General features: G+C 44.6%; 18 protein-coding genes. 14 read left to right on the forward strand and 4 right to left on the reverse strand.

The genetic code is table 11. The features are described 5' to 3' along the window. Positions 1 to 7: 7 nt before the first annotated feature. Entirely contained in the window at positions 8 to 2812 is a 2805-nt protein-coding gene (locus DTQ70_RS24280; RefSeq protein ID WP_122933193.1) for a pitrilysin family protein, read from the reverse strand. Between the two features lie 179 nt (positions 2813 to 2991). Here DTQ70_RS24280 and DTQ70_RS24285 point away from each other — a divergent pair, with 179 nt between their 5' ends. Further along, on the forward strand, positions 2992 to 3606 hold the full coding sequence (locus DTQ70_RS24285; protein WP_122934543.1) for a YigZ family protein: 615 nt from the start codon (positions 2992 to 2994) through the stop codon (positions 3604 to 3606). Here the strand turns inward: DTQ70_RS24285 and DTQ70_RS30870 are convergent. Together DTQ70_RS30870 and DTQ70_RS24290 are read right to left on the reverse strand one after the other, a co-directional pair. Next, the gene (locus tag DTQ70_RS30870) at positions 3599 to 3775 is read right to left on the reverse strand and encodes a hypothetical protein (RefSeq protein ID WP_164490191.1); all 177 of its coding nucleotides are present in this window, start codon (positions 3773 to 3775) and stop codon (positions 3599 to 3601) included. The genes DTQ70_RS24285 and DTQ70_RS30870 overlap by 8 nt on opposite strands. 367 nt (positions 3776 to 4142) lie before the next feature. Beyond that, positions 4143 to 6398 (reverse strand): S9 family peptidase, encoded by a 2256-nt coding sequence (locus DTQ70_RS24290; protein ID WP_122934544.1) that lies wholly within the window; start codon positions 6396 to 6398, stop codon positions 4143 to 4145. 156 nt (positions 6399 to 6554) lie between these two features. Between DTQ70_RS24290 and nth the strand changes: the two genes are divergently transcribed. The 3 genes from nth to gldG all read left to right on the forward strand — a co-directional run bounded on the left by nth (position 6555) and on the right by gldG (position 10225). After that, entirely contained in the window at positions 6555 to 7214 is a 660-nt protein-coding gene (gene nth, locus DTQ70_RS24295) for an endonuclease III (RefSeq protein WP_122934545.1), read from the forward strand. A 55-nt stretch (positions 7215 to 7269) separates the two neighbouring features. Then, positions 7270 to 8355, forward strand: coding sequence for an aminotransferase class V-fold PLP-dependent enzyme (locus DTQ70_RS24300; RefSeq protein ID WP_122933194.1), 1086 nt, complete (start codon positions 7270 to 7272; stop codon positions 8353 to 8355). Between the two features lie 238 nt (positions 8356 to 8593). Beyond that, complete coding sequence (gene gldG / locus DTQ70_RS24305; protein WP_122933195.1) at positions 8594 to 10225, forward strand: gliding motility-associated ABC transporter substrate-binding protein GldG; 1632 nt, start codon at positions 8594 to 8596, stop codon at positions 10223 to 10225. Between the two features lie 52 nt (positions 10226 to 10277). On the opposite strand, the gene DTQ70_RS24310 is transcribed toward gldG, so the two are convergent. Beyond that, on the reverse strand, positions 10278 to 12164 hold the full coding sequence (locus DTQ70_RS24310) for a DNA topoisomerase IV subunit B (RefSeq protein ID WP_122933196.1): 1887 nt from the start codon (positions 12162 to 12164) through the stop codon (positions 10278 to 10280). A 406-nt stretch (positions 12165 to 12570) separates the two neighbouring features. On the opposite strand from DTQ70_RS24310, the gene DTQ70_RS24315 reads away from it, so the two are divergent. The 10 genes from DTQ70_RS24315 to DTQ70_RS24360 all read left to right on the forward strand — a co-directional run bounded on the left by DTQ70_RS24315 (position 12571) and on the right by DTQ70_RS24360 (position 25367). After that, positions 12571 to 15057, forward strand: a complete 2487-nt coding sequence (locus DTQ70_RS24315; RefSeq protein ID WP_122933197.1) for an SLBB domain-containing protein — start codon at positions 12571 to 12573, stop codon at positions 15055 to 15057. A gap of 24 nt (positions 15058 to 15081) precedes the next feature. After that, positions 15082 to 16161: a hypothetical protein gene (locus DTQ70_RS24320; RefSeq protein ID WP_122933198.1), complete on the forward strand. Its 1080-nt coding sequence runs from the start codon at positions 15082 to 15084 to the stop codon at positions 16159 to 16161. A gap of 270 nt (positions 16162 to 16431) precedes the next feature. Further along, positions 16432 to 17274 (forward strand): ABC transporter permease, encoded by an 843-nt coding sequence (locus DTQ70_RS24325; RefSeq protein WP_122933199.1) that lies wholly within the window; start codon positions 16432 to 16434, stop codon positions 17272 to 17274. 35 nt (positions 17275 to 17309) lie between these two features. Continuing rightward, on the forward strand, positions 17310 to 18560 hold the full coding sequence (locus DTQ70_RS24330) for an ABC transporter ATP-binding protein (RefSeq protein WP_122933200.1): 1251 nt from the start codon (positions 17310 to 17312) through the stop codon (positions 18558 to 18560). 21 nt (positions 18561 to 18581) lie between these two features. Continuing rightward, the gene (locus tag DTQ70_RS24335) at positions 18582 to 19655 is read left to right on the forward strand and encodes a DegT/DnrJ/EryC1/StrS aminotransferase family protein (protein ID WP_122933201.1); all 1074 of its coding nucleotides are present in this window, start codon (positions 18582 to 18584) and stop codon (positions 19653 to 19655) included. Positions 19656 to 19657: 2 nt separating this feature from the next. Further along, positions 19658 to 21727, forward strand: coding sequence for a glycosyltransferase family 39 protein (locus tag DTQ70_RS24340; RefSeq protein WP_122933202.1), 2070 nt, complete (start codon positions 19658 to 19660; stop codon positions 21725 to 21727). Positions 21728 to 21817: 90 nt separating this feature from the next. Then, positions 21818 to 22516, forward strand: a complete 699-nt coding sequence (locus DTQ70_RS24345; RefSeq protein ID WP_122933203.1) for a WbqC family protein — start codon at positions 21818 to 21820, stop codon at positions 22514 to 22516. A 4-nt stretch (positions 22517 to 22520) separates the two neighbouring features. Then, complete coding sequence (locus DTQ70_RS24350; protein WP_122933204.1) at positions 22521 to 23174, forward strand: acetyltransferase; 654 nt, start codon at positions 22521 to 22523, stop codon at positions 23172 to 23174. A 93-nt stretch (positions 23175 to 23267) separates the two neighbouring features. Next, positions 23268 to 24260: a glycosyltransferase family 2 protein gene (locus DTQ70_RS24355; RefSeq protein WP_122933205.1), complete on the forward strand. Its 993-nt coding sequence runs from the start codon at positions 23268 to 23270 to the stop codon at positions 24258 to 24260. A 3-nt stretch (positions 24261 to 24263) separates the two neighbouring features. Next, on the forward strand, positions 24264 to 25367 hold the full coding sequence (locus tag DTQ70_RS24360; RefSeq protein ID WP_122933206.1) for a glycosyltransferase: 1104 nt from the start codon (positions 24264 to 24266) through the stop codon (positions 25365 to 25367). Positions 25368 to 25406 lie beyond the last annotated feature (39 nt).

The following is a 25406-nucleotide window of genomic DNA, read 5'->3' on the forward strand; positions in this document are numbered from 1 at the left end:
TCCGTTGTTATTTTTTCTCAGGAAGCAACACTACTTTGATAAAGTTGGCGTCGTTGAGGTACTTGTTGGCAGCAGCTTTGGTACTCTCTACGGTTACTTTGTTCAATTGTTTTTCCCAACCCAAAATATCCGTAGGGTTTTCGCCAATGCTGTACGCTCCAATCAATTGGTTTTGCCAGAATCCATTTTCTTTCATCTGAACCTCCATTGAGCGGCGAGTTTCGGCTTTAAACTTGTCAATGTCCACTTGAGTTGCGCCGTTTTTCTTGATTTCGTCCAAAACAGCCAGTGTCTTAGTCGCCAATTCTTCTACGCGCTCAGGGCCTGTACCGTATCCGATACGAACTGAAAAGCGAGGGGCAGGAGTTTTGCTGTAAGAAGCACGTGCACCAATACCGTACACACCGCTTTCTTTTTCACGAATCACCTCGATAAGCTTGATATTCAAGATTTCTTCGAGGGCGTCGAGTTGCCAGTTGTTGTCTTCGTTGTAAACATAGTCACCGCTGAAAATCAACGAAGCTTGGCTTTTTTGCTCAATTCCTTTATAGACTTTCTTGTCAAGACGTCCCGATGGAGTGCGAATGCCCAAGTCGCGGAAGCTTTCTTTTTTGTTTTGTGACGGAAGCGCACCCAAGTATTTTTCCAACAAAGGCTTCACTTCGTCCACTTTGAAACTTCCCGTGAAGAAGAACGTAAAGTCAGACGCATCAGCAAAACGCTCTTTGTAGATTTGGTACGCGCGGTCAGGATTAATCATGTCCCAACGCTCTACCGAAATAGGCTGACGGCGGAAGTTGTTGTTGCCCAAAATACGACTCAACGAATCTTGGAACACCACTTCGGGGGCAGGAGAAGCGTTGCGGTTTTGGATGGCAGAGCGCTGCGACGTCAAGAAACCTTTGATGATGTCGTCGTCTTTGCGAGGTTTAGTGAAGTATCCATACACCAATTGTAAAGCTGTTTCGAGGTCTTTAGGGCTACAGTTTCCGCTAAATCCTTCTTCGTTTTCCCCCACAAACGGGCTAACGTTGGCAACTTTACCCGTAAGGTATTTTTTCAACGCAGGCGTATTGAACTCGCCAATTCCACTTTCTTCTACCACCGCATCGGCCATGCCTGCGCTCATATAGTCTTTTTCGTCGTAAAGTGACGTACCGCCTTGGCTGCGAGCGCCAATCAAGATTTCGTCGTTTTTGAAGTCAGTAGGCTTCAATACTACTTTCACGCCGTTGCTCAAGGTCAATTCCGTCACGCCGATTTCTGGGATTTGCTTGGTAGAAACCGTACGACCAGCAGCAGGAAGGTTCTCGATAAGTGGTTTGTTGACCACCTTGTCTTCATAGGCCGTAACGTCTTTGCCTGCACCATTAATCCATTCCAAAATGGTGGCTTCGGTTGGTAATTTTGCTTTGTCTTTTTCAGAAGCAAGTACCAAAACCGTGCGATTATCAGGAATCAAGTATTTGTTGGCAAGAGCATTGATTTCTGCAATGGTGATGCCGTCTAGCTGTCCTTGCACAAATTCAAATTGAAATTCAATACCTGGAATAGGGGAATCTTCAAGAAAATTTCCCATGTATTCGTTGACGTAAGAAGCTGACTTGGTTTTGTCTTTTTCCTTGAAACGTTTTTCGGTAGCAGTGAGCAATTGCTTTTTTGTACGGTCTAATTCCGTAGCTGTAAAACCAAATTTCTTCACGCGAGCGCCTTCGTCTAACACCGCCTTAACGGCGCGTTCTAGGTTGCCATCTTTTGCCACGGCGATATTGATAAACGAATCATAATCACCAATGAAACCGCCGTAACCCGCACCCCCAAATAAGAAAGGAGGGTTGGCTTGCTGCGTTTGTTCCTGCAAACGTGCTTGGAGCATTTGGTTAAACAAATTACGCTTGATGCTTTCGCGAGAATCACCGAGCGTTTTTTCTTCCGCTTTTGGCAACTTCGTGATTATCTGCGCCATCATGTAAGGTTGTTCTGGGTCAGTTACGATGGCCACACGGGTTCCTTTAAAATCAGCTACGGGGAATTTGCCCAATGGACGAGGCTTGGTAGCCTTTGGAATCGCACCGAAACGCCCTTTAATCATTTTTTCTACTTGGTCGATGTCAAAATCCCCCACGGCAGCAATTGCTTGCAAGTCGGGACGATACCACGTTTTGTAGAAGTTACGGATGGTCTCATGGCTAAAGTTTTTCAAAATATCTTCAGTACCAATGATGTTACGCTTACCGTATTTTGAATCTCCCACCAAGATAGGAAGCCACTTGTCGCGCATCCGCTGTTGTGCCCCTTTACCACCACGGAGTTCTTCCAAAATAACGCCGCGTTCTTTGTCGATTTCAGCACCTTCAAACGTAATGTTGTGTGCCCAGTCTTCCAATACGACAAACGCTTTGTTGAAAATATCGGCTGAGTCGGTAGGGACTGGCAACTGATACACCGTTTGGTCTTGACCTGTGAAGGCGTTAAGGTCATCACCAAACTTCACCCCTGCGCGTTGGAGGTAGCTTACTAGCTCGTTTTTGGGGAAGTTTTTGGTACCGTTAAACGCCATGTGCTCGGTAAAGTGGGCGAGTCCGTTTTCTTTGTCTTCTTCTTGAATCGCCCCCACTTTGTTGATGAGGTACAATTCAGCACGTTTTTTGGGTTCTTCGTTTTTACGGATGTAATAGGTCATACCGTTGGGAAGTTTGCCGTAGCGAACTTTGGGATCCATCGGAATCGGTTTCTTGAGGTCGGTTTGGGCATTGGCTGCGGTTGCCCAGCCGAAAGCTACAGTAAGAAAGAGTAGTTTGGCTTGTTTCATAGATGTTTGAAGTCTATTTGAGAGATTGATTTGGAGGTAAAACAACTTATTTACGGAAGTGTTCATAAATTATTGTGATAAACGGTCTGAAACGAGGTTTAGAGATAATGTCCTACTTTTGAATGTTTTTTAAAGGAACGAATGTATTAGTTTTTTTTCTAAAAAGAAATAATTCTGAAATGTTATTTGACGATAGTTATAAAACCATTGAGACTCCTTCGGAAGGATTTTTTCGCGACCGAGGTAGCAAATTTTTGGCCTACGCATACCCCATCAAGACCGAAGACGACGCCAAAAGTCACCTCAACGAACTGTACGAACTACATCCCAAGGCGGTGCATCATTGTTACGCCTACCGACTAGGGCTAGACCGTACCCAATTTAGGGCTAACGACGACGGCGAACCGTCGGGGTCGGCGGGAAAACCGATTTTGAATACTATTTATGCGCACGATCTCACCAACGTATTGGTCGTAGTGGTGCGGTATTTTGGGGGAACCCTGCTGGGAGTCCCTGGCCTTATCAATGCCTACAAAGTTGCCACCGACGACGCCCTCAAAGTAGCAAAGGTGGTGACTTTGCACGTGCGTGATGTTTATACCTTGGTCTATCCTTATGAGCAAATGAACGATGTTATGAAAGTCATCAAGGCGTTTGAGCTAGTGCCCCAACACCAGCAATTTGACAACGAATGTAGCCTTCAACTCGAAATCCGAAAAACGATGCTCAACCAAGTGCTTGGCAAACTAGAAAAAATCGATTCGTTGAGATTGGAGTTTGAAGGGACTATTTAGAAAGCCATTTTTTTGGCGCTATAGCATAAAAAACAGCACCCACTTCAATAAATATTCCCATACTCAGCAGAACCCTGCCAAGTATATCGGCCGTTCCTGAGATGAAGAAATAACAACCTGCTAAAACAATGGCTATGCCAATTAAAAGAAATTTGAATCTAGTAGGCATTATTCTATTTGTTTAAAAAGTACAATTAATGGTTAGGTACAATCAACCACATTGTTATGATGAATTTCAATAGAAAATCACGTAAAAACCAAATTGTAACATTAGTTTTTTGGTAAAAAACCGTGAAACCTACATTTTAGCCCGTGAAATCTACACAGAATCGCATTTTATCAAATGTTTCACGGAGAGGTAAAAATGAAGAGAAGTACTATTTATATACTATTGGTATAGTGTATAAGTATATTTAATAAAACGACTAGAAGAAAGAACTACTGGAAAAATACAAAATTTGAAGCTTGTTGATATGTAAGATAAAATACACCGATAACGCAAGCTAATATCAACGCGCTATCGGTGTATTGTGTTTTTACAAATTCTTCAAAACCCAATCGGTCATCATTTGGTAGCGGTGAATGAGGGTATTTCCGCCGCCTATGCCGTGGTTGCGGTTGGGATAATAAAACGAATCAAACTGCTTCCCTGCTTTGATGAGGGCGTTGACAAAATCAACGGAGTTCTGGAAATGCACGTTGTCGTCGCCCGTGCCGTGAATGAGGAAAAACTTGCCCTTGAGTTTATCCACGTGCTGAATCGGCGAGTTGTCGTCGTAGCCCGCAGCGTTGTCTTGGGGGCGTTTGAGGTAGCGTTCGGTATAAATGGTATCGTAGTAGCGCCAAGTCGTGACGGGTGCGCCCGCAATTCCCGCTTTGAAATAATTGGCCCCAATCGTCATGCAAAGCGAGGTCATGTAGCCACCGTAGCTGTGGCCGTGAATCCCGATGCGGCTCGCGTCCACGTACGGGAGGGTTGCCAAGTATTTCGCCCCTTCGATTTGGTCTTCCGTTTCTAGTTTCCCAAGTTGGGCGTACGTGCACGTACGGAAAGCGTTCCCGCGCGCGCCCGTTCCGCGCCCGTCCACCGACACAATCAAGTAGCCTTTGGTTGCCAGCACTTTAAACCAGCCGATGAAGGCATTGGTCCAGGTGTCGGTGACGGTCTGCGAGCCTGGCCCACCGTAAACGTACATCAGTACAGGGTATTTTTTAGCAGCGTCGAAATTCAACGGTTTAATCATCCAACCATTTAGCTCGGAACCTTGGGTGGTGGTAAACTTGAAAAAGTTTTGGGTGGGAAGGTCGTACTCGGCCAAACGCTCGCGGAGTTTTTGGTTGTTTTCGAGCACTCGCACGGCTTGTGTGGCAGTGCTTTGGTGTAAACTCACCGTCAGAGGCTCTTGTGCCGATTGATTATATACCAAATAGTAGCTACAATCAGGGCTCATGTTGATGGCGTTATTGCCCGCTTTTTCGGTGAGTTTGACGGGTTGAGGCGCAGCCACTGGCGCGGCTTTTTTTGATTTTTTGGCCACAGGCGCCGCAAAACTCAAACTGTACAAATGGCGCTCCATGGGCGACACCATCGACGAAGTAAAATAAATCACTTGTTTTTTCTCGTCAATGCCCACAATATCAGTCACTTCCCAGTTGCCCGAAGTCAGTTGTTTGACCAGCGTGCCATTGATGTCGTACAAATACAAGTGCTTGTATCCGCTTCGCTCTGAAGTTTGGATAAACGATTTGCCGTCGGCCAAGTAGGTAAGGTCGTCAGTAAACTCCAAATCCACGTACGTTTTACTTTCTTCACTCCACACGGTTTGCGACTGCCCCGTGGTGGCATCGGCGTGCAAAATATCCAAGCGGTTTTGAAGGCGATTCATGCGCTTGAGCGACAACACATTGGCATTTTGTGTCCACTTGATGCGGGCAATGTACTGGTCGGTTTCGGGGCCAACGTCGATTTTGGCTTTTTGGTTAGTAGCCAAATGGTGTACCCAAATCTGGACTACGGAGTTGGCTTCACCCGCTTTAGGGTATTTATAGCGGTAATCTTTGGGATACAAATCACCCCAAATTTGCATGTTGTATTCAGGAACGCGGCTTTCGTCGAAACGATAATAGGCGAGTTTGGTACCATCGGGCGACCACTCAAAGGCTTTGGCAAAGCTAAATTCTTCTTCATAGACCCAATCGCAGGCACCGTTGATGATTTCGTTGCGGCGTCCATCGGTCGTAATGGCGCGCTCGGTCATGGTGGTTAGGTCGGTAATGAAAAGATTGTTATCGCGCACAAATGCTACTTTCGAGCCATCAGGCGAAAGGGTCGCGAGCATTTGTTTGCCGTTTTTAGAGAGCTGAACCAGCTTTTTGGTTTGTAGGTCGTACACGTAAAAATCGGCTTTGAACGAGCGGCGATAGATACGCTCAATGCCCGTGGTGAGCACCAGTTTTTGTTCGTTGGCGCTCAACTCGTAGCTATCAAACTGAATACTTTGGTTCGTGCCTTCGACCTTCACGGCCGTTTGGTCAAACAACGTTTCGACGGCTTCACCCGTGGCAATGCTGTATTTGACCACTTTACCTGCTTGCTGAGCAGTATAAAACCCTCCTGCTTGCATCCAATTAACACCCGTAACTGTGCGGGGAGTGAAAACAGAACCTTGTGGGCCATAAATTTCATTGAGGGTGAGGGTTTTCTTTTGGGCTTGTGATGGGCCTGCTAGGGTAGCGAGTAACAAAGCTAGCGAAACACCCCAGTTTTTAAGGGAAATAGTGGTTTTTCTCATGTACGATTGATGAATAGGTGAACTGATAAAACTCGACAAAGATAGCCAAATCTTATCCATGAACGACATCACCCATATTGAGGGAAAAAAGTATCTTTGGGGGCTGTTTTGGAAACATACAACCACCAACGGATAACCGTGCGAAAGCACTCAGATATGCTAAAGAAAGAACGTTACCGCCAATTAATCGAACATTTCTCGCAAAAATTCCCGCAAGCCGAAACCGAATTGCACTACACCAATCCCTATGAATTGTTGGTGGCGGTTATTATGTCGGCACAATGTACCGACAAGCGGGTAAACATGGTGACGCCAGCGTTGTTTGAGCGTTATCCAGATCCGCAAGCATTGGCCGATAGCACCTCTGATGAAGTTTTTCAGTACATTCGAAGTATTTCGTATCCCAATAATAAAGCCAAACATTTGGTAGGAATGGCGCGAATGCTGTTAGATAAATTTGGCGGGGAAGTGCCCAGTTCGATTGAAGAACTTCAGCAAATGCCAGGCGTGGGGCGAAAGACCGCCAACGTCATTGCTTCCGTCATTTATAATCAACCAGCCATGGCCGTTGATACGCACGTTTTTCGGGTATCGCACCGATTGGGCTTGGTTCCCAAAACCGCCACAACGCCGCTGGCCGTTGAGAAAGAACTCATCAAATACATTCCTGATTCGGTGATTCCTGTGGCGCACCATTGGCTCATTTTGCACGGACGCTACGTGTGTCTTGCCCGCAGCCCGCAGTGCGACAAATGCGATTTGACGCATTTATGCAAGTATTTTGAAAGCCAACAGAAGAAAAATAGTCCGAAGTAGTCAGCAATTTCGCGTATTTTTGTAGCCTACTTTCATTTTGACCACCTACTTACCGATGAAACAAGTGTATTTTACGGCAGGACCCGCAGAGATGTATCCTACCTTCGAGCAACATTTACGTACGGCTGTCGAAAACCAACTTGGCTCCATTTCGCACCGAAGCCAGAAATTCAGAGACATTTACAAGTTCACGGTCGAGCAACTCCGCGCATTGATGAACATTCCCGAATCTCACGCGATTTTCTTTACGGGGTCGGCATCGGAAGTGTGGGAGCGGATACTGCTTAATTGCGTAGAGCACGAAAGTTTTCACTTGGTCAATGGCTCGTTTTCCAAGAAATTCTACGAGTATGGAGTTTCCTTGCGGAAATTTGCCCACAAACAAGAAAAGCCGTTTGGTGAGGGGTTTGATTATGGCGAAGTAGAAGTTCCCGAATACGCCGAGGTGATTTGTGTGACTCAAAATGAAACGAGTTCGGGTGTTCAGATGCGCGAACCTGATATTCATAAATTGAAGCGGAGCAATTCTAAGAAATTGATTGCGGTTGACATGGTTTCGTCGGCGCCTTATCCCGAATTGGACTTTGGGGTGATTGATACGGCTTTCTTCTCGGTACAAAAAGCCTTTGGCTTGCCTGCGGGGCTAGGGGTATGGATTGCCAACGACAAATGTCTTACCAAGTCGGAGCGGTTGAATAAGTACGATGACATCACGATTGGGGCACACCATAACCTTCCTGCGCTTTGGAAAAATTTCAAAACCTACGAAACCCCCGCTACCCCCAACGTATTAGGCATTTATCTGTTAGGTAAAATAGCCGAAGACCTCAACGCCATCGGAGCGGATGTGGTTCGTAAGCAGACCGAAGAAAAATACAAGGTTCTTAATAAATACGTAGAAACAAGCAATGTGTTTAGCCCAGCCGTAGCTGAGGAAAGACACCGTTCTCGGACGGTTGTGGTAGCCAATACCAGCAAGTCATCGGCAGAAGTAATTGCGGAAGTGAAAAAGGCTAATATGGTGGTTGGAAGTGGCTACGGGCCTTTCAAAGATAGCCAGATTCGCATTGCTAATTTTCCAGCGGTTTCGCTTGAGCAAGTGGAATTGCTGATTGAAGAATTGAAAAAATTAAAGAATTAACCCGTCTTCCGCCGTCAGACGATAGTCAGACGGCGGGTTCGGCGATAGTCTGACGGCAAAAGTAGTCGATAGTCAAACGACAGAGGTAGGCGATACTCAGAAGGAGGGTAGTCAGACGATAGTCTGACTACCGTTTCATCGTCTGACTTTTATTTTGTCACAACAAAAAAACGCCCTGCCAATGCGATAAAGCTTCGTTGTTCGTTTTTGGTGTATCTTTGGCCGAAAATTGGGACGTATGAAGTCGAACCTTGCACGCATTGCTCTTTTTATTGGGATTTTAGTCGGGATAAATGCCATCGCAGCATTTGTTTTTTTTCGTTGGGATTTGACCCAAGAAAAACGTTACACTATCTCGGACGCTACTAAAAAACTCCTCCAAAACTTGGATCACCAAGTGGTGATTAAGGTTTATCTGACGGGCGACTTTCCCGCAGGTTTTGAACGTTTGGAACGCGCCATTCAAGAAACCCTAGAATCATTTGCTGATTATGGCGGAGGCAATGTGGCCTATCGTTTTATTGAACCTACTGATCCCAAACTTCAGGAAGAACTCATTGGTAAAGGCTTGATTCCGACCAATTTGTTTGCCAACGAAGAAGGAAAACGTACCGAACGCTTGGTGTTTCCAGGGGCTGTTTTGGTATATGAAGGCAAGGAATATCCCGTCCAACTACTCAAAGGGAATAAGTCAGCTACGTCGGAAGAACAACTCAATCAATCGTACGAAGGGGTAGAGTTTGAGTTGGCATCGGCGATACGCCGATTGGCGCAAAAAGACCGCAAGCGAATCGGGGTTTTGGTAGGTCATACCAAGGTTCCGCCTCCACGTTTTTCAGATTTTTTGGCCAACCTCCAGCAGAATTACGACCTTTACTTTGATATTCAAAACCCCGACAATTGGGACAAAGGTGACTTGTTGGTAATTCCCAAACCTGATAGCCCTTTTAGCGAAGATGAAAAGTACCGCCTCGACCAGTTTGTCATGCGTGGAGGAAAACTACTACTATTTGCCGACGGCGCGCGGGTTGATAGTGTAAGTTTGGAGGGGACGTTTGCGCAGCCCTTGGACGTCAATCTCGATGATTTGTTGTTCAAATACGGGTGTCGAATCAATCAGAATTTAATCAAAGATTTGAGCTGTGCCATGATTCCCCTCAACGTGGGTAACATGGGAGACAAACCGCAGATTCAGCCCATGCCATGGCGCTTTTTTCCCTTAATCAATAACTTTGGAAAACACCCGATTGTCCGCAATCTGGATGCTCTTTATGCGCGTTTTCCCAGCAGTATCGATACCATTCAGGTGGACGGTATCAAGAAAACGCCACTGCTTCTAACCTCGCGCTATACCCAGCTACGCAAAGCGCCTGTGTTGGTAGGTTATAACGAAGCTCGTCAGCAACCCGACCCGCGTGAGTACAACGCAGGTGAAAAGCCGATTGCGGTGTTATTGGAAGGCTCGTTTTCGTCGTTGTACAATAATCGTTTGTTGCCCAACGACCCACGTACAAAATCGTTTTTGGGAAAAAGCAAGCTGACCCAAATGATTGTAGTATCTGATGGTGATTTGATTGTGAATGACATTGATTACAAACGCAATGCCCCTTTGCCTTTGGGTTACGATCGCCTTTCAGGAAATACGTTTGCTAACCGTGATTTTGCGTTGTACGCGGTAGATTACTTGGCTGATTCTGAAGGGTTAATCACGGCAAGAAACAAACAAGTAACGCTGCGACCGTTGGATAAACTGCGCCTTAAAGAAGAGCGTACGCAGTGGCAATTGTTAAATTTGCTAGGCCCTTTGGTATTGATTGGTGTCGTGGGTTTGGTGTGGCAATGGAATCGTAAACGCCAATACGGAAGCTAAAATCAAAGTTCCCTGCGTACCGTGTTTGCAACGGCACGCAGGGAAAAATAAGCTAAGCAGCGAGGGTGGGGTCTTCAACCACGTCTTTTTCGACCCGCAAATTATCAATGATAAACCGCTGACGTTCGGGGGTGTTTTTGCCCATGTAATACGTCAACAATTTGGGGATAGTCGTTTCTTTTTCCAAAATCACGGGTTCGAGGCGAATGTTTTCACCAATAAACTTTCCAAACTCTTCGGGAGAGATTTCCCCAAGCCCTTTGAATCGCGTGATTTCTACCTTTTTGTTACCTCCTAGTTTTTTGAGTGCCTTTTGGCGTTCTTCTTCGCTGTAACAATAAATGGTCTCTTTGTGATTTCGGGGATTTCGGACGCGGAAAAGTGGCGTCTGTAAAATGTACAAATGCCCGTTTCGGACTAAATCAGGGAAAAATTGCAAGAAAAACGTCAACATCAACAAACGAATGTGCATCCCGTCCACGTCAGCATCGGTCGCAATCACAATGCGATTGAAACGTAAATTTTCCAGCCCCTCTTCGATATCTAAAGCGTGTTGAAGGAGGTTGAATTCTTCGTTTTCATATACCACTTTTTTGGTTAAACCAAAGCAGTTCAGTGGTTTACCTCGTAAGCTGAAGACCCCTTGGGTTTGTACGTTACGCGATTTGGTAATCGAACCACTCGCCGAGTCTCCTTCGGTGATAAACAAGGTCGTTTCGTAACGGTCGTCCGATTTTACGTCTGGCAGGTGAATGCGGCAATCACGTAGTTTTTTGTTGTGCAAACTGGCTTTTTTGGCCCGTTCGTTCGCCAATTTTTTGATACCCGCTAATTCTTTCCGCTCGCGTTCTGATTGCTCAATCCGTTTTTTCAATGCTTCCTTAACCGCTGGATTCATGTGAAGGAAATTGTCGAGCTTTGCTTTGAGAAAGTCGTTAACAAATGTCCGTACGGTAGGGCTATTGGGATCGGGAGAGATATTGCTTGAGCCTAGTTTAGTTTTGGTTTGGGATTCAAAAACAGGTTCTTGTACCCGAACGCTAACGGCGGCTATGATAGATGCCCGAATGTCTTCTACGGCATAGTCTTTGCCGAAGTGGTCGCGGACGGTATCGACCAGCGATTGCCTAAATGCCATTAAGTGAGTGCCGCCTTGGGTGGTATATTGACCATTTACGAACGAGTAATACTCTTCTCCGTATTGGTTGCCGTGCGTCATCGCAATCTCAATGTCCGAGCCTTTGAGGTGGATAATAGGGTAGCGAATCGAATCTTCGTCGGTTTTATTACGGAGCAAGTCGAGCAAACCGTTCTGAGAAACGAACTTTTGCCCGTTATAGTTGATGGTGAGGCCAGCGTTGAGATAACAATAGTTCCAAATCATGTTATCTAAAAACTGCGGGATGTAGTGGTAATTTTTGAAAATGGTATTGTCAGGCTCAAAAATCATCAAGGTGCCGTTGCGTTGGTTGGTATCTTCTTCGCCCGATTCTGTTACAATTTCACCTTTGCGAAATTCGACCCATTTGGTTTTTCCTTCGCGGAAAGACTGCACTTTGAAATAAGACGAAAGGGCATTGACAGCCTTTGTCCCAACTCCGTTGAGCCCTACCGATTTTTGAAAAGCACCCGAATCATACTTTCCTCCCGTATTGATTTTAGAAACGCAATCCACCACTTTTCCAAGCGGAATCCCCCGTCCGTAGTCACGAACTTCAACGCGGTGCTCTGAAATTTTTATATCAATCGTCTTTCCGAAACCCATCGTATGTTCGTCAATGGAGTTATCAGCAATCTCCTTGACCAAGACATAGATGCCATCATCGGCGGCTGAGCCATCGCCGAGCTTGCCAATGTACATTCCAGGACGTAATCGGATATGTTCTTTCCAATCGAGCGAACGAATACTGCTTTCGTCGTACTTTACTTGTTCTGCCATTAATAGTTCAAAGATTATTTGTAGCAGGCTTGTAGATAGCCTTTGGTATGATTTTACAAACTTACAATTTTAAGTCTTGAAGCACAAGTGTAACCTTATCTCAAAATATTTCTGACCAAACGCTTGTCATATTAAGGGTTAAAGTATTTACTTTGTAAAACAAAGTTCTTTTTATTTGTTTTTATTTAAAGCTCTACGAAAAAAACAAAGTAGTAACAAAACCATGAAAATATCGGAAAAATCATACAATAAGCCCAGAAAATGGCCGTAAAAAAGAAAAAAGTTTAAAAAACTAAAAAAGTTACGTTACTTTGTCGGCCAATTTGATTCTGTATAAATATTGGCTTGTCTATCGTGTTAATTTATTGTTAATCAGAATCTACCTTTTTTCTCTGAAACACATTTCATGAAGAAGTTTTTTAAAGATTTTAGCGCAGGACGCGCAGTCTTACACCTATTTTCGATTAGTTTATTAACAGCCACTTTAGTAAACGCCCAAACTCCTGCTAGTACAGGAAGTAGTAGCTCAAGTTCAAGTTCGGCGCCTGCGCAGGGTCAAGCCCCTGCCTCTACAACGCCAGGCTCAACAGCTCCTACCACGACAACGTCGTCTACCACTACTACGGCCGACAAAGGAACAGATGCAAAGAAAAGCGCTGATCCTAAAGCCCTTATCAATCAGGTAGAAAAAGCAAATGACAAAGAAACGACAGCTGCTGATGCTCAGTCAAATGAAGATACAGAAGAAGCGTATCGTCAGGCAGAGTTGAATAAGATGCGTCGCAAGATTTTTGGATACCAGCTTTTTAATAATGCAAATGTATCCTTTGCTCCCTCTGATAATATTGCCACCCCCCGTGACTATACCATTGGGCCAGGAGATGAGTTAATGGCGTACATCTACGGTTACTCACAGTCGATGCTAGAACTGCCCGTCAACTCCGATGGATTTGCCTTTGTAAAGGCGGTTGGCCCAGTTCAATTAAGCGGCCGCTCGATTGAGCAGGCACAAAAAGAATTAATCACTCGCCTTTCGCCTTATTATAATAATCTTGGAGCCCCAGGAAGTAGTGCAAGTACTTTTCTTCAATTGCGTTTGGGGCGGATTCGTACCATTCGGGTAACGGTATTGGGTGAAGTTACTACGCCAGGGACCTACAATGTTTCGTCGCTTTCGACAGCCTTGAATGCGCTCTATCTTACGGGTGGTCCTAATGAACTGGGCTCGTTCCGTCAGATTCAGGTGGTGCGTAAGAACAAAATCGTGGCAACCCTCGATTTATACGAATTGTTGATGAACGGAACGTTGAACTCAGACATTCGTTTGCAAGATAATGACATCATTCAAGTGGGTGTTTACAAAAAACGGGTAGAAGTAAAAGGCAATGTAAAACGTCCAGGCTTGTATGAGCTACTTGAAAATGAAACAATGAGTAATGTCTTAAACTACGCAGGTGGTTTTACGGACAATGCTTATACGGATCGTTTGAAGTTATTAGGACTTACGGCCAAAGAGCGCCGCATTGTGGATGTACGTTCAACAGAATATAGTACATATATTCCTAAAAACGGAGACGAGATTACGGCTGATATGTTGTTGGCGCGTTTTGAAAACATGGTCGTTATATCAGGGCCTGTGTTTCGTCCAGGACAATATTCATTGGATCAAAATAAAACCTTGCTTCAGTTAATTAAGAGTGCAGAAGGTCTGACAGGTGAAGCTTTTACGGGGCGTGTGAATGTGATCCGTACACGGGAAGATTTGTCGGTAGAAAATATTTCGTTGAATCTAGCGGATATGCTTAACGGCAAAACCCAAGATTTGATTCTTCAACGCGAAGATCAAGTGATTATTCCTTCTAAGTTTGAGCTTCGTGAAGGAGCGTTCATTAAAGTAGTTGGAGAAGTAAACCAAGGCCCAGAAGTTAATCTCCCTTATAGTGCTAACTTTACGTTAGAAGATGCGATTATTCGTTCGGGTGGTTTTAAAGAATCCGCATCTACGGCTCAAATCGAAGTGGTGCGCCGCAAGCGTGATGTGAACGTACAGTCTGCCACTGCACAAGTAGCCGATATATTCTTGTTTGACGTTAATCGTGATCTTACACTAGATGGTAATGACAGCCGTTTTGTGCTTGAACCGTATGACGAAGTATTGGTACGCCCGTCTTCAAACTACCAGCCCCAGACATTCGTGACTTTCAAAGGAGAAATCGTAAGTCCAGGTATATACGGGATTAAATCTAAAGACGAAAAACTGTCAGATCTGCTCAAACGTGCGGGAGGATTGACAGCGCAGGCGTATGTAAACGGAGCAACTTTGTTGCGTAAGATTACACTTTCAGACGAAGAAATCGCACAACGCAACCGTGCAGTCTCTGAAATCTCGGACGATGCTAAAAAAGGCCGTTTTGACGACGAGGGAGTTGTAAAAGATAAGCAAGAAGCCATTGGTATTGATTTGGGCCGTATTCTTCGTAACCCTGGAGGTCGCGAGGATATCATTCTCCAAGATGGTGACGTGATTGACATTCCTAAGCGTCTCGAAACGGTACGTTTGCAAGGAGAGCTTCTTTTCCCAACCACCGTAAAATACCGGAATGGTAATTCGTTTATGGATTATGTTTCGCAAGGAGGCGGCTTTACGCGGATGTCGCTCAAACGTAAGTCATACGTGATTTATCCTAATGGTTCGATTGATCGCACACGCAAGTTTTTGTTCTTCAATGTGTATCCAAAAGTAGAACCGGGCTCCGAAATCCACGTACCACAGCGTACCCAATCAGACCTTGCAGAGGCTCAAAGAGCACTACAATCAGTGATTGGTATTTCATCAACGGTGATGACACTCATCACCACTGTGTTGGCTTTCAGAGTATTAGGCGCAAACTAAAAAAGAATTAACTAAGAAGCTTTTATGGAACAACAAGAGCAAGTAACCCTCACGCCCAAGCTGATTTTTCAAAAGATAATCGCTACCAAGAACCTAGTTCTAAAAAACTGGTGGATTATTTTATTAATTACGGCGATTGGTACGGGAATAGGATACTACATAGATGCGGAAAAAAATAAACGTCTTCAATACTTAGCTAAAATTGTTTTTAGCATCAGCGGCGCGTCTGGCGGACAAGACATGGGAGGTTTTGGGAGCTTACTAGGAATGTCAGGTGGTGGACAAGGTGGCGATGCAGGATTATTTAGAGGAGAAAACTTGTTTTATGTCATCAAAACGCGCCCTGTGTTGGAAAGAGCGTTGCTGTCAACGGTGACTTTGAGTAATGGAAAAAAAGAGAAGTTTGTCAATTACTATCTCGATTCGACCTACTTGCGTCAAGACGAGTGGGCGAGCTTTTTGCCCGAATGGATGAATGTGCGCATTACGCACAATCGCCGTGACTCCATGACCAAAGTAGAGCGCCAAGTGTTTGATGGGGTACTTTATCGGGTGAAAGATAGAGAAATTAAAATTTTGCAACCTGACATCAAGACGGCTTTTTATGACCTGACGGTGTCGATGGAAAATGAGCAAGTGTCAAAAACATTTGCGGAGTTGTTGTTGACCACCATCGAAAGAGTTTATCAAGAAACCCAGACGCGCAAGTCGCGCGAGATGATGGGTATCATGCAGCGTCGGGTCGATTCGTTAGGAAGAGTACTGAACCGTACAGAGAGCAGTTTAGCACGGACTGTAGTCATCAATACCGACGCGGTTGCTCCTACAGCGAAAGTGGAAGAAGGACGCTTAACTCGAAGTAATACTTTTGTTTCTTCGCTCTATTTGGAGGCTTCGCGTAGTTTGGAAAACTTACGGATGTCGATTGTCAAAGAGGCCCCGTTATTTACCATCATCGAACCCGCCGTGTTACCGCTCGAAACGAGACTTTTCACGCGTGAGAACACCAAGTTTGGAGCGATGTTAGGACTTATTGTGGCAATTATCTTTGTGCTCGCCAAACAAACATACGGCGAAGCACTAAGAGATATGAAAAAGAACTAAACATAAGACAAGAAAATGAAGCTTTGGGCGGGAGAAATCCTGTTCAAAGCTTTATTTTTGGCATTAAGTAATTGTGCAAAATAGACTTTACGGTTTGCTGCCGCGGTAAGTTTTAGGTATAAACATTTGATAATCAAAGGTACTACAAACTTGGAAGGTCTCAATTAATTGACAATAAACTTGATAATAAGTAACTGGTAATCAATACTGTTAACAGTTAACAAATAACGATTAACCGTGCGTAAGCACTTAAATCTGAACGTAAAAATAATGGCGCACTCAGAACAAGTAATTATAGAAGCAGGCCATGGCGCAAAAAACTACTGGCGCGATTTATGGAAAAACCGTGAATTGTTGTTGATTCTTTCCCGCCGCGATTTATCAGTTCGCTACAAACAAACGGTAGTTGGGGCTGGCTGGGCGGTCATTCGACCTTTTGCAACCATGCTCGTCATGGTTTTTGTGTTTGATAAAGTAGCCAAATTCAAAGGAGACGAAGGAATCCCTTACCCGTTAATGGTATTAGCGGGAATAACCATTTGGAATTTCTTCTCGACGACTTTTACCCAAATTAGCCACAGTATTTTGCTGAATTCTAACTTGGTGACTAAAACCTATTTTCCGCGCTTAATTATGCCATTGAGCTCGGTGGTCGTGGGTTTTGTTGATTTTATCATTTCTATCGTTCTCTACGTACTTATCGCCATTTGGTACCAACATTTTCCAAGTTGGCAACTTTTGCTTTTCCCCGCTTTTGTACTTTTGACATTGGCGGCGTCGCTGGCTTTTGGGTTATTTTTTGCCGTGATGAATGTGCGCTTTAGAGACATTGCTCAGTTGATTCCTTTTATTGTGCAAATCGGGTTTTATGCTTGCCCTATCGCCTACAGTAGCAGTATGGTCGAAGCTAACCAAGGAGCTTGGTGGTATGACTTGTATTATCTTAATCCGATGGTGAGTATTATTGATGGTTTTAAGTGGTGTCTTTTGGGCGACGGTGCCTTCTTTAAAGTGAGTAGTTTGTACAGCACAATAGGTTTCACAGTAGCCGTATTAGGAATTTCGATTTACTATTTTCGTAAAGAAGAAAATTCGTTTGTTGACTACATTTGATTACTTTTGAAACTAGAACAATACCTATACGACCAATGGAGGTTATCGTTGCGGAAGATATTAGCAAAAAATATATCATAGATCACCAAAAAAAGGCTCGTAAGAATTATACACTACGAGATACTTTTTCGGAGAAGTTTAAGCATTTTTTTGGCAAGGGAGAAGAGGACGAAGTCGAGCATGAGGAGTTTTGGGCCTTGCGTGATGTGAATTTTAGCGTGAACCAAGGCGACCGCGTTGGTATCATTGGTCACAACGGTGCAGGTAAATCGACTTTGCTGAAAATTTTGAGTAAAATCACGGAGCCTACCAACGGTCGAGTGACCATCAAAGGACGAGTCGCTAGTTTGCTTGAAGTAGGAACTGGGTTTCACCCCGAACTTACTGGCCGCGAAAATATCTTCTTAAACGGGGCTATTTTGGGCATGAAGCGCCACGAAATCAAAGCTGCGTTTGATAGCATTGTCGATTTTGCGGGAGTCGATAAGTTTTTGGATACGCCCGTAAAACGTTACTCTTCTGGAATGTACGTTCGTTTGGGCTTTGCCATTTCAGCGCACTTGAGCCCTGAGATTCTTATCATCGACGAAGTATTGGCCGTAGGGGATGCTGATTTTCAGAAAAAATGCCTCGGTAAAATGCGTGATGTCTCGGAAAGTGGTCGTACCATCTTGTTTGTGAGCCATAACCTTGCCGCCGTGCAGTCGTTGTGTAACCGCGCTTTCTATTTTGAACACGGCCGTCTCAAACTACAAGGAGATACGACACACGTAGTTAACAACTACTTGAGCCACGTTGCCAAAACTACCCTTGAGCACACTTGGGAAACTCCCGAAGAAGGCCCAGGCACCGATGATGTGCGTTTCCGTAGTATTCGGGTGAAGCCTGCGTATGCCAGTGGAAAATTGTACATCGACGTAACGACCCCCATAAAAGTACACATTGAGTTTTGGAACATGGCCGAGCGCGCCGACCTTAACTTGAGCCTGCACCTTTATGCCTTTACTGGTGAGTGTATTTTTAACGTTGGGACGACCTCTCAGTCTTTTGACAAAGGTTTGGTGTCGGCGACGCTTGATATTCCTGGAAACTTCCTAAATGATGGTTCCTACGTAATATCAGTGATGGTGGTCAAAGATACCTCTACCGTTTTATACCAATTGGCCGAAGCGGTTTCGTTTGAAGTAGAAGACCACCGCGAAGGTGTGACGTGGTATGGCAAATGGCCTGGTTATGTACGCCCTCAGTTTAACTTTCAAATTAGCCAATCAGAAGTATTGGTTTAAACGGCTGGATTGTCCAAGCGAATGATTAACGTTACTAAAACATACCTTCCCGATTTTGATGAATATGTTTCTTATTTAAAACAAATCTGGGACAATTCACAGCTGACCAACAATGGCCCCTTGGCCCAGCAGTTGGAAAAAGGACTTAAAGAATACCTTGGAGTCGAGTATTTGTCTTTTTGTGGCAATGGCACCATCGTGCTCCAAATGGCATTGAAGTTACTCGAACCCGCTGGGGAGATTATTACGACGCCTTTTTCGTACGTAGCGACTACCAACGTTATTTTGTGGGAAAACCTCAAACCCGTTTTTGTTGACATCGACCCTGCGACCTATTGTATTAATCCAAATCTCATTGAGGCGGCTATCACCGAAAATACACGGGCGATTTTGGCCACCCACGTCTATGGCAATGCTTGTGACGTGGAAGCCATTGAAAAAATAGCCCAAAAATATAACCTCGTTGTCATTTACGATGGCGCTCATGCCTTTGGGGCTAATTATTTGGGGAAATCACTGCTATCTTACGGTGATTTTGCCACGTGTAGTTTCCACGCCACCAAATTGTTCCATACCGTAGAAGGGGGAGCAATTGTGACCAATACTCCTGAACGCCATGAGAAAATGCACTTGATGCGCGCTTTTGGACACCGAGGAGATGACTATTTCTTTATGGGGGTCAATGGGAAAAACTCGGAAGTACACGCTGCAATGGGGCTTTGTAACTTGCCAATGGTGCCTCAATTGATTCAGGCACGGAAAGCTGTTTGTGATATATACACGGAGCTTCTCGACTGGAGCCGCTTGTCGGCACCTCAGTGGGCCGATGGACTAGAGCGTAACTACTCCTACTACCCAATCGTTTTTGAGTCAGAAGAAAAACTACTTCAGGTAAGAGACGTTTTGGCGCAACACGAGATTGTACCACGTCGTTATTTTTATCCTTCGCTCAATCAGCTTCCGTTTTTAAAGGAAGCCGAAGCTTGTCCCGTGTCAGAAGACATTTCGTTGCGGGTGGTGTGTTTGCCGCTTCACGCGGAACTGCCTCATGAAGATGCTAGACGAATTGCTACGTTGATAAACCAACATCTATAACTATGGCATTGCTTAGTTTAGTATGTTTCGGGGTATTCGTTGGATACATCGGACGGACAGCCGCTCAAATTTGTCGCCCGTCGCTTATCGATTGGCTCTTAACTTCGTTTCTGCTTTTTGCGAGTAGTATTATTCTCACGGGTTTTTGTCTATCCCCTTTACACCTTACCAGTGCTACGTGGGCTTGGGCATTGGGAGTATTTGTGCCCCCTACGTTGATTTGGGGTGTTTTCTCAAAAATAGCTCCTCAAAGAACACCCTTTGCCCCGCTAACAATGCTGGTGCATCGGTGGCACGCGGCGCAACGCTGGTACGTGAGCGGTGGTGCTTACCTTCGTTTCTTGTTTGGAGTAATGATCCTGACCCTAGCGGTCATTGGCATCACCAACCTAATCCTTGTCTTGTTTACCGTTCCCAACGAATGGGATAGTATGACAGGTCACCTCAATCGGGCTGTACAATACATCCAACGGGGGACGATGGCGCATTTTGGTGGCACCAACTGGAACATGGATACCTACCCTAAAAGTGTGACTACCATTCAAATTTATTCCTATTTGATAACGGGGGGCTTTGAAAATGCTTTTAAACTCATCCACCATTTATCGTACTGGATGACCATCGTGGCCGTGTTTGGTATTGCTCAACGCGTTGGGAAAAACCGCTTGAATGCGAGTTTCTTTGCTGCGTTTGCTTTTGCCATGTTCTTGGATTTTTTAATGCAAGCCATCACCACCGAAACGGACATCGTTCTGACGGCTTACTTTAGTACGCTTTTGTATTTTTTGTTCACTTACCGCATCACGCGAGAAGACCGTTATTTATACTTGGCGGCATTAGCGTTTGGGGTAGTGTATGGCCATAAAGTAACGTTTACGCTGTTGCTACCTTCGGTATTTGTGGTGATGATTTATACCGTATTTTTACAAAATGCGTGGGGAGAAAAAAAGGGGCTAAAAAAAGGCTTTTTTAACTGGTCGGCTATAGCAAAATTGGCGATTGCAATTCCACTCTGTTTTTGTATTTGGACATTACCAACGGGCTATTTAAAAAACATTGAAGTATTTGGCCACCCCATTGGCCCACCTACTTCTCTCAAACACCAGTCTATCGAGCGAGCGACTTCTAACGGAGGCTTTCGGAATTTATTTGAACAAGGTTCGCGCAATGCGGTGCGCTATGCGTACGATTTTGTCAATTTAGATGGTATTCGCAATGTGGAAATAGGCCAAAAAGCCAACCGCGTTATGCGTAAGCCACTCGTTTATTTGGAAGATAAACTGAAGATGCGTTTGGACGAAACGACAGAGTTTTCGATTGTTCCTTTTACGTTTGAACGCCGTTTTGAGTTTATTAACGGAAATCCTTACTGGGGAATTTTCGGTTTTGCATTGGTGTTCCCTTTGCTGTTTTTGGTACTGATTGGCCTAGTGCGCTCACCTGTGCATTGGTTCTTAGGCATCGCGTTGCTGTTGCACTTTGCGGCCTTATCCTATTCTGCCCCTTACGACCCCTGGAAAGGACGTTATTTTCAGGAAACGGGAGTACTGGGCGTGCTATTTTTGACGCTACTGTTTAGCCACAAATATAGCCTCGAAAAATCGGGATACTCGTGGGCGCTTAAAACGTATGTTGGTATTGTAACCGTATTGGGCTGTATTTCGGCCTTGTTAGCGGTGTTTTTGAACGTGCGCTGTTTGCCCTTTGATGCACTTGGTCACAAGTCAGCGTTTAAGACCGAACGAATTGAATTGATGACCTTTGCCCGTCCTGATATTACCAAAGCCTACCAAAAATTTGACCAAATGGTGCCCGACTCCGCCACGGTGGCCTTGGGTACTATCAACGATGACTTTGAATATCCGCTGTACGGTAAACACCTTTCGCGGCGCCTAATTACTATTAATCCTTTTGAAAAAGGCGTTCAGCCCATTCCTAAGGAGGCTGATTATCTGTTTTTCTCAAAAAATGTCATTCCTCCACTTCCAACCGATATTCGTTTGGGGACTGATACCACTATGAAAGACCTGATTGTGCCAGGGGAAGATTATTATCTAAGAAAATTGAAATAAATGAACTTCTCGAAAGTTTTGAACTTTCGAGAAGTTAGCTCTCTACACCTGCGTACTTCTTTTATTCATCATTCTAAAAACGATTACTTTATGCGTCTTGCCATTATGCAACCTTATTTTATGCCGTACATCGGGTACTTACAACTGATGAATGCCGTAGATAAGTTTGTGCTGTACGATGACGTCAATTACATTAATAAAGGCTGGATAAATCGGAACCGTATCTTGGTCAACGGGCAAGAGTATTTGTTCACGATTCCGCTTAAAGATGCCAGCCAAAACAAGCTCATCAATGAAATTTACCTCTCAAATGACCCAAAATGGAAAGGTAAATTGTTGAAAACTATCGAACAAGGGTATAAAAAAGCGCCATTTTATTTAACGGCCTTTGAGGTAACGGAAAAAATTATCAATTTCGATGCCGAGAAATTGAGTGACTGGATTGCGGCGAGTTTTGGGGTTTTGGCAGACCACTTGTCGATTAAAACGAAAATTGTACCTAGTTCGGCCATTTACCAAAATACGCACCTAAAAGCACAAGAACGAATCTTGGATATTTGTTTGCAGGAAAAAGCGCAGCATTACATCAATCCGATTGGTGGCATGGAGCTTTACGACAAAACGGTGTTTGAAGAAAAAGGAATTCGGCTCAATTTTATCAAATCGAAACCTGTGGCGTATGCTCAATTTAAAAATGAGTTTGTCCCTTGGTTATCGGTCATTGATATTTTAATGTTCAATGAAGTAGTTGACATTCAGCAGTTTTTAAACGAATACGAATTGGTATAATCTTATGGCAAAAGTGGTCATCTTTGGGGTCCTTGACACCGCAGAACTAGCTCATTTTTATTTGACGCACGATTCCGACCACGAAGTGGTGGCATTTACGGTCAATCAAGAATACCTGAAAGAAACTGAATTCAAAGGTCTCCCAGTAGTGCCATTTGAAGAGGTAGAAACGTTTTACGCGCCGTCGGAGTTTAAGTTTTTTGCACCTATGACGGGCCGAAAAATGAACAAAAACCGAGAAAAAGTCTATCTCGAAGCCAAAGCAAAAGGCTATGAGTTTATTAGCTATATCAGCTCAAAAGCAACGTTGTTTGGCAACGAAATCGGCGAAAACTGCTTTATCTTGGAAGATAATACCATTCAGCCTTTTACCAAAATAGGCAATAATTGTGTGCTTTGGAGTGGCAACCACATTGGCCACCACGGAATTATCAAAGACCACGTATTTTTTACTTCGCACGTCGTGCTCTCGGGGCACTGTGTGGTAGAATCGTACTCGTTTTTCGGAGTAAACGCGACCATCCGCGACTACACGACCATTGCCGAAGGCACACTAGTCGCTATGTCGGCATCTATCACCAAAAATACCGAGGCTTGGGGCGTTTATATGGGCAGTCCCGCCGAAAAAAGACCTATTCCAAGCTATAAAGTATATTAAAAGAGCAGTCAGCGGTTAGCAGACAGTGGCAGTCAGTCAGAAATACTGATTGCTGTATGCCAACTGCTAATAGCTGACTACTGACCGCTGAATATGGACGTTTCGATAATCATTATTCATTATAAAACGCTCAAACTAACCACCGACTGCATTCGGTCGATTTATACGCATACAAAGGGGGTTAGTTTTGAAGTGATTGTGGTTGATAACGACTCCCAAGACGGGGCCGACGCCATCATTACCAAAGAATTTCCTGATGTTCAGTGGCTGCAAATGGGCTACAATGCAGGTTTTTCAAGGGCTAATAATAAAGGCATAAGAGCCTCCAAAGGTCGTTATTACCTACTTCTGAACTCCGATACTGAGTTTTTGGATGATATTCTGACCAAGTGTGTTACGCGCCTCGATAGCCAGCCCGAAACGGCCGCTTGTGGGGGAGTTCAGATGTTTTCAGACGGTACGCCACGCCCTTTTTACCGTAGTTTAGCCATATTTAAGCGGACTTTATACGTGATGCCTCCTGGGCGTATTTTTCAACGTATTCTCGAAAAACTCATCCCCGAAACGCATTACGACGACCCCGACCAAGTGGATTGGGTACCTGCAGCTTTTTTGTTGGTAAAACGCGAGGTGGTCGCCAAGGCGGGTTTGTTGGATGAAGATTTCTTTTTATACGGCGAAGATGTCGAATGGAACTGCCGTTTGGGGCGCGTCGGGAAGCTGAAAGTGTTTGAAGACTGTGGGTATATTCACCACGAATGGGGAAGTAACCCGAAACGAAAAGAGGTCTTGATTACGATTATCAATCGTTTTTATCCCCAAATCCAACTTTCTAACTTGGTATGGATACGTAAAGAGTTCGGAATTGGCCGTTTTTTGGGGTTAATGCTCAATTATTACTTGATGATTCCCATTTATTTTGGTTGGAAAATAGCCCTCAACGTCTCTAAGTTTCGCAATCCGTTTGGAGAGTTAGAGCAACAAAAAGACTTTACCCGTAAAGTGTGGTTGTTTTCTACCTATTTTTGGAAAATCATTCGTAACAAACCCTATTTCTACAAGCTCGACCCAAAGAGCCACGTCTAAGGCATGAAGATTTTATTTTTTACACCGACAGGAGCGCGGACGGGTTCAGAGATGGTTCTTTGGTACATGATTAAACACCTTTCGGGGAGTGACATCAAAACCGCTGTTTACTCGCGCCAAGCGGGGGAATTGTTTGCCAAACACTCTCCTGCCGATGCTACCTATCTCCATAAATTTCACCGTGGGCTTCCGTACTATTCCGTAGAGGCAGTCTATCACAAAATCGTTGGACTTACGCCCGAGGAGAGTTATATCAAACGGATTCATAACGAGTTTAAGCCTGATTTGTGGTATTTTAACACCATGACCATGCCGCAGTTTGCCAAGCTTGCGCGCAAACTCAACGTACCGTACGTGGTGCATGTGCACGAGTTATGGGAAACGTACGATATGGTGCGCGCTGATTCGTTTTCGGAGATGCTTACCCATGCCAAAGCGTCGATTGGGTGTTCTAGCGTGGTGGCAGAGCAACTAGAGCGAATGGGCACGCCCAACGTAAAATTGCTGCATTCATTTATTGATACCGAAAAAATCACCCTCAAAAAAGACCCCGCCGTACTGAGAAAAGAACTTGGTTTGCCAAGCGATGCCTTTGTGTGGTTGATGTCAGGGACGATGTGTATGCGCAAGGGATACGACATGATTCCTGATATTTTGGCACAATTGCCCAAAAATGCCTACATCGTGTGGCTGGGAAGCAAAAGCGACTACGGCATTTCATACTACCTCGAACAGCGCGTGCAGCGTGAGGGTTTAAATTTTCTGGCATTAGGCTCAAAAGGAGGGCAAGATTATTACGATTACCTTAATATCTGCGATGGCTTTGTGCTTACGTCCCGCGAAGACCCCTTTCCATTAGTGATGATAGAGTCGGCGTACTTGCAAAAACCCGTCGTTGGATTTAACTCAGGAGGAATTAGTGAGTTTGTGCAAAAAGGAATGGGGGAAGTAGCACCCGCTTTTGACATTCCCAAACTGGCTCAAATCATGAAAGACGTGATGAGTGGTCAACTTTCGATTGACAAAGAAACTCTGCGTAATCGAGCGATGGAGTTTGATATTCATAACCAACTGGATAACTGGAAACAATTTTTTGCGACACTTTAAACGATGTGCTTTTGACCTTCCTTGAACTTCCCGAAAGTT

The organism is Runella sp. SP2 (assembly GCF_003711225.1).
Classification (GTDB): Bacteria; Bacteroidota; Bacteroidia; order Cytophagales; family Spirosomataceae; genus Runella.

Excerpts from the sequence above, each read along its gene's own strand:
- DTQ70_RS24280 (WP_122933193.1), bottom strand. The coding sequence starts at position 2,812 with ATGAAACAAGCCAAACTACTCTTTCTTACTGTAGCTTTCGGCTGGGCA.
- DTQ70_RS24285 (WP_122934543.1), top strand. The coding sequence starts at position 2,992 with ATGTTATTTGACGATAGTTATAAAACCATTGAGACTCCTTCGGAAGGA.
- DTQ70_RS30870 (WP_164490191.1), bottom strand. The coding sequence starts at position 3,775 with ATGCCTACTAGATTCAAATTTCTTTTAATTGGCATAGCCATTGTTTTA.
- DTQ70_RS24290 (WP_122934544.1), bottom strand. The coding sequence starts at position 6,398 with ATGAGAAAAACCACTATTTCCCTTAAAAACTGGGGTGTTTCGCTAGCT.
- nth (WP_122934545.1), top strand. The coding sequence starts at position 6,555 with ATGCTAAAGAAAGAACGTTACCGCCAATTAATCGAACATTTCTCGCAA.
- DTQ70_RS24300 (WP_122933194.1), top strand. The coding sequence starts at position 7,270 with ATGAAACAAGTGTATTTTACGGCAGGACCCGCAGAGATGTATCCTACC.
- gldG (WP_122933195.1), top strand. The coding sequence starts at position 8,594 with ATGAAGTCGAACCTTGCACGCATTGCTCTTTTTATTGGGATTTTAGTC.
- DTQ70_RS24310 (WP_122933196.1), bottom strand. The coding sequence starts at position 12,164 with ATGGCAGAACAAGTAAAGTACGACGAAAGCAGTATTCGTTCGCTCGAT.
- DTQ70_RS24315 (WP_122933197.1), top strand. The coding sequence starts at position 12,571 with ATGAAGAAGTTTTTTAAAGATTTTAGCGCAGGACGCGCAGTCTTACAC.
- DTQ70_RS24320 (WP_122933198.1), top strand. The coding sequence starts at position 15,082 with ATGGAACAACAAGAGCAAGTAACCCTCACGCCCAAGCTGATTTTTCAA.
- DTQ70_RS24325 (WP_122933199.1), top strand. The coding sequence starts at position 16,432 with ATGGCGCACTCAGAACAAGTAATTATAGAAGCAGGCCATGGCGCAAAA.
- DTQ70_RS24330 (WP_122933200.1), top strand. The coding sequence starts at position 17,310 with ATGGAGGTTATCGTTGCGGAAGATATTAGCAAAAAATATATCATAGAT.
- DTQ70_RS24335 (WP_122933201.1), top strand. The coding sequence starts at position 18,582 with ATGATTAACGTTACTAAAACATACCTTCCCGATTTTGATGAATATGTT.
- DTQ70_RS24340 (WP_122933202.1), top strand. The coding sequence starts at position 19,658 with ATGGCATTGCTTAGTTTAGTATGTTTCGGGGTATTCGTTGGATACATC.
- DTQ70_RS24345 (WP_122933203.1), top strand. The coding sequence starts at position 21,818 with ATGCGTCTTGCCATTATGCAACCTTATTTTATGCCGTACATCGGGTAC.
- DTQ70_RS24350 (WP_122933204.1), top strand. The coding sequence starts at position 22,521 with ATGGCAAAAGTGGTCATCTTTGGGGTCCTTGACACCGCAGAACTAGCT.
- DTQ70_RS24355 (WP_122933205.1), top strand. The coding sequence starts at position 23,268 with ATGGACGTTTCGATAATCATTATTCATTATAAAACGCTCAAACTAACC.
- DTQ70_RS24360 (WP_122933206.1), top strand. The coding sequence starts at position 24,264 with ATGAAGATTTTATTTTTTACACCGACAGGAGCGCGGACGGGTTCAGAG.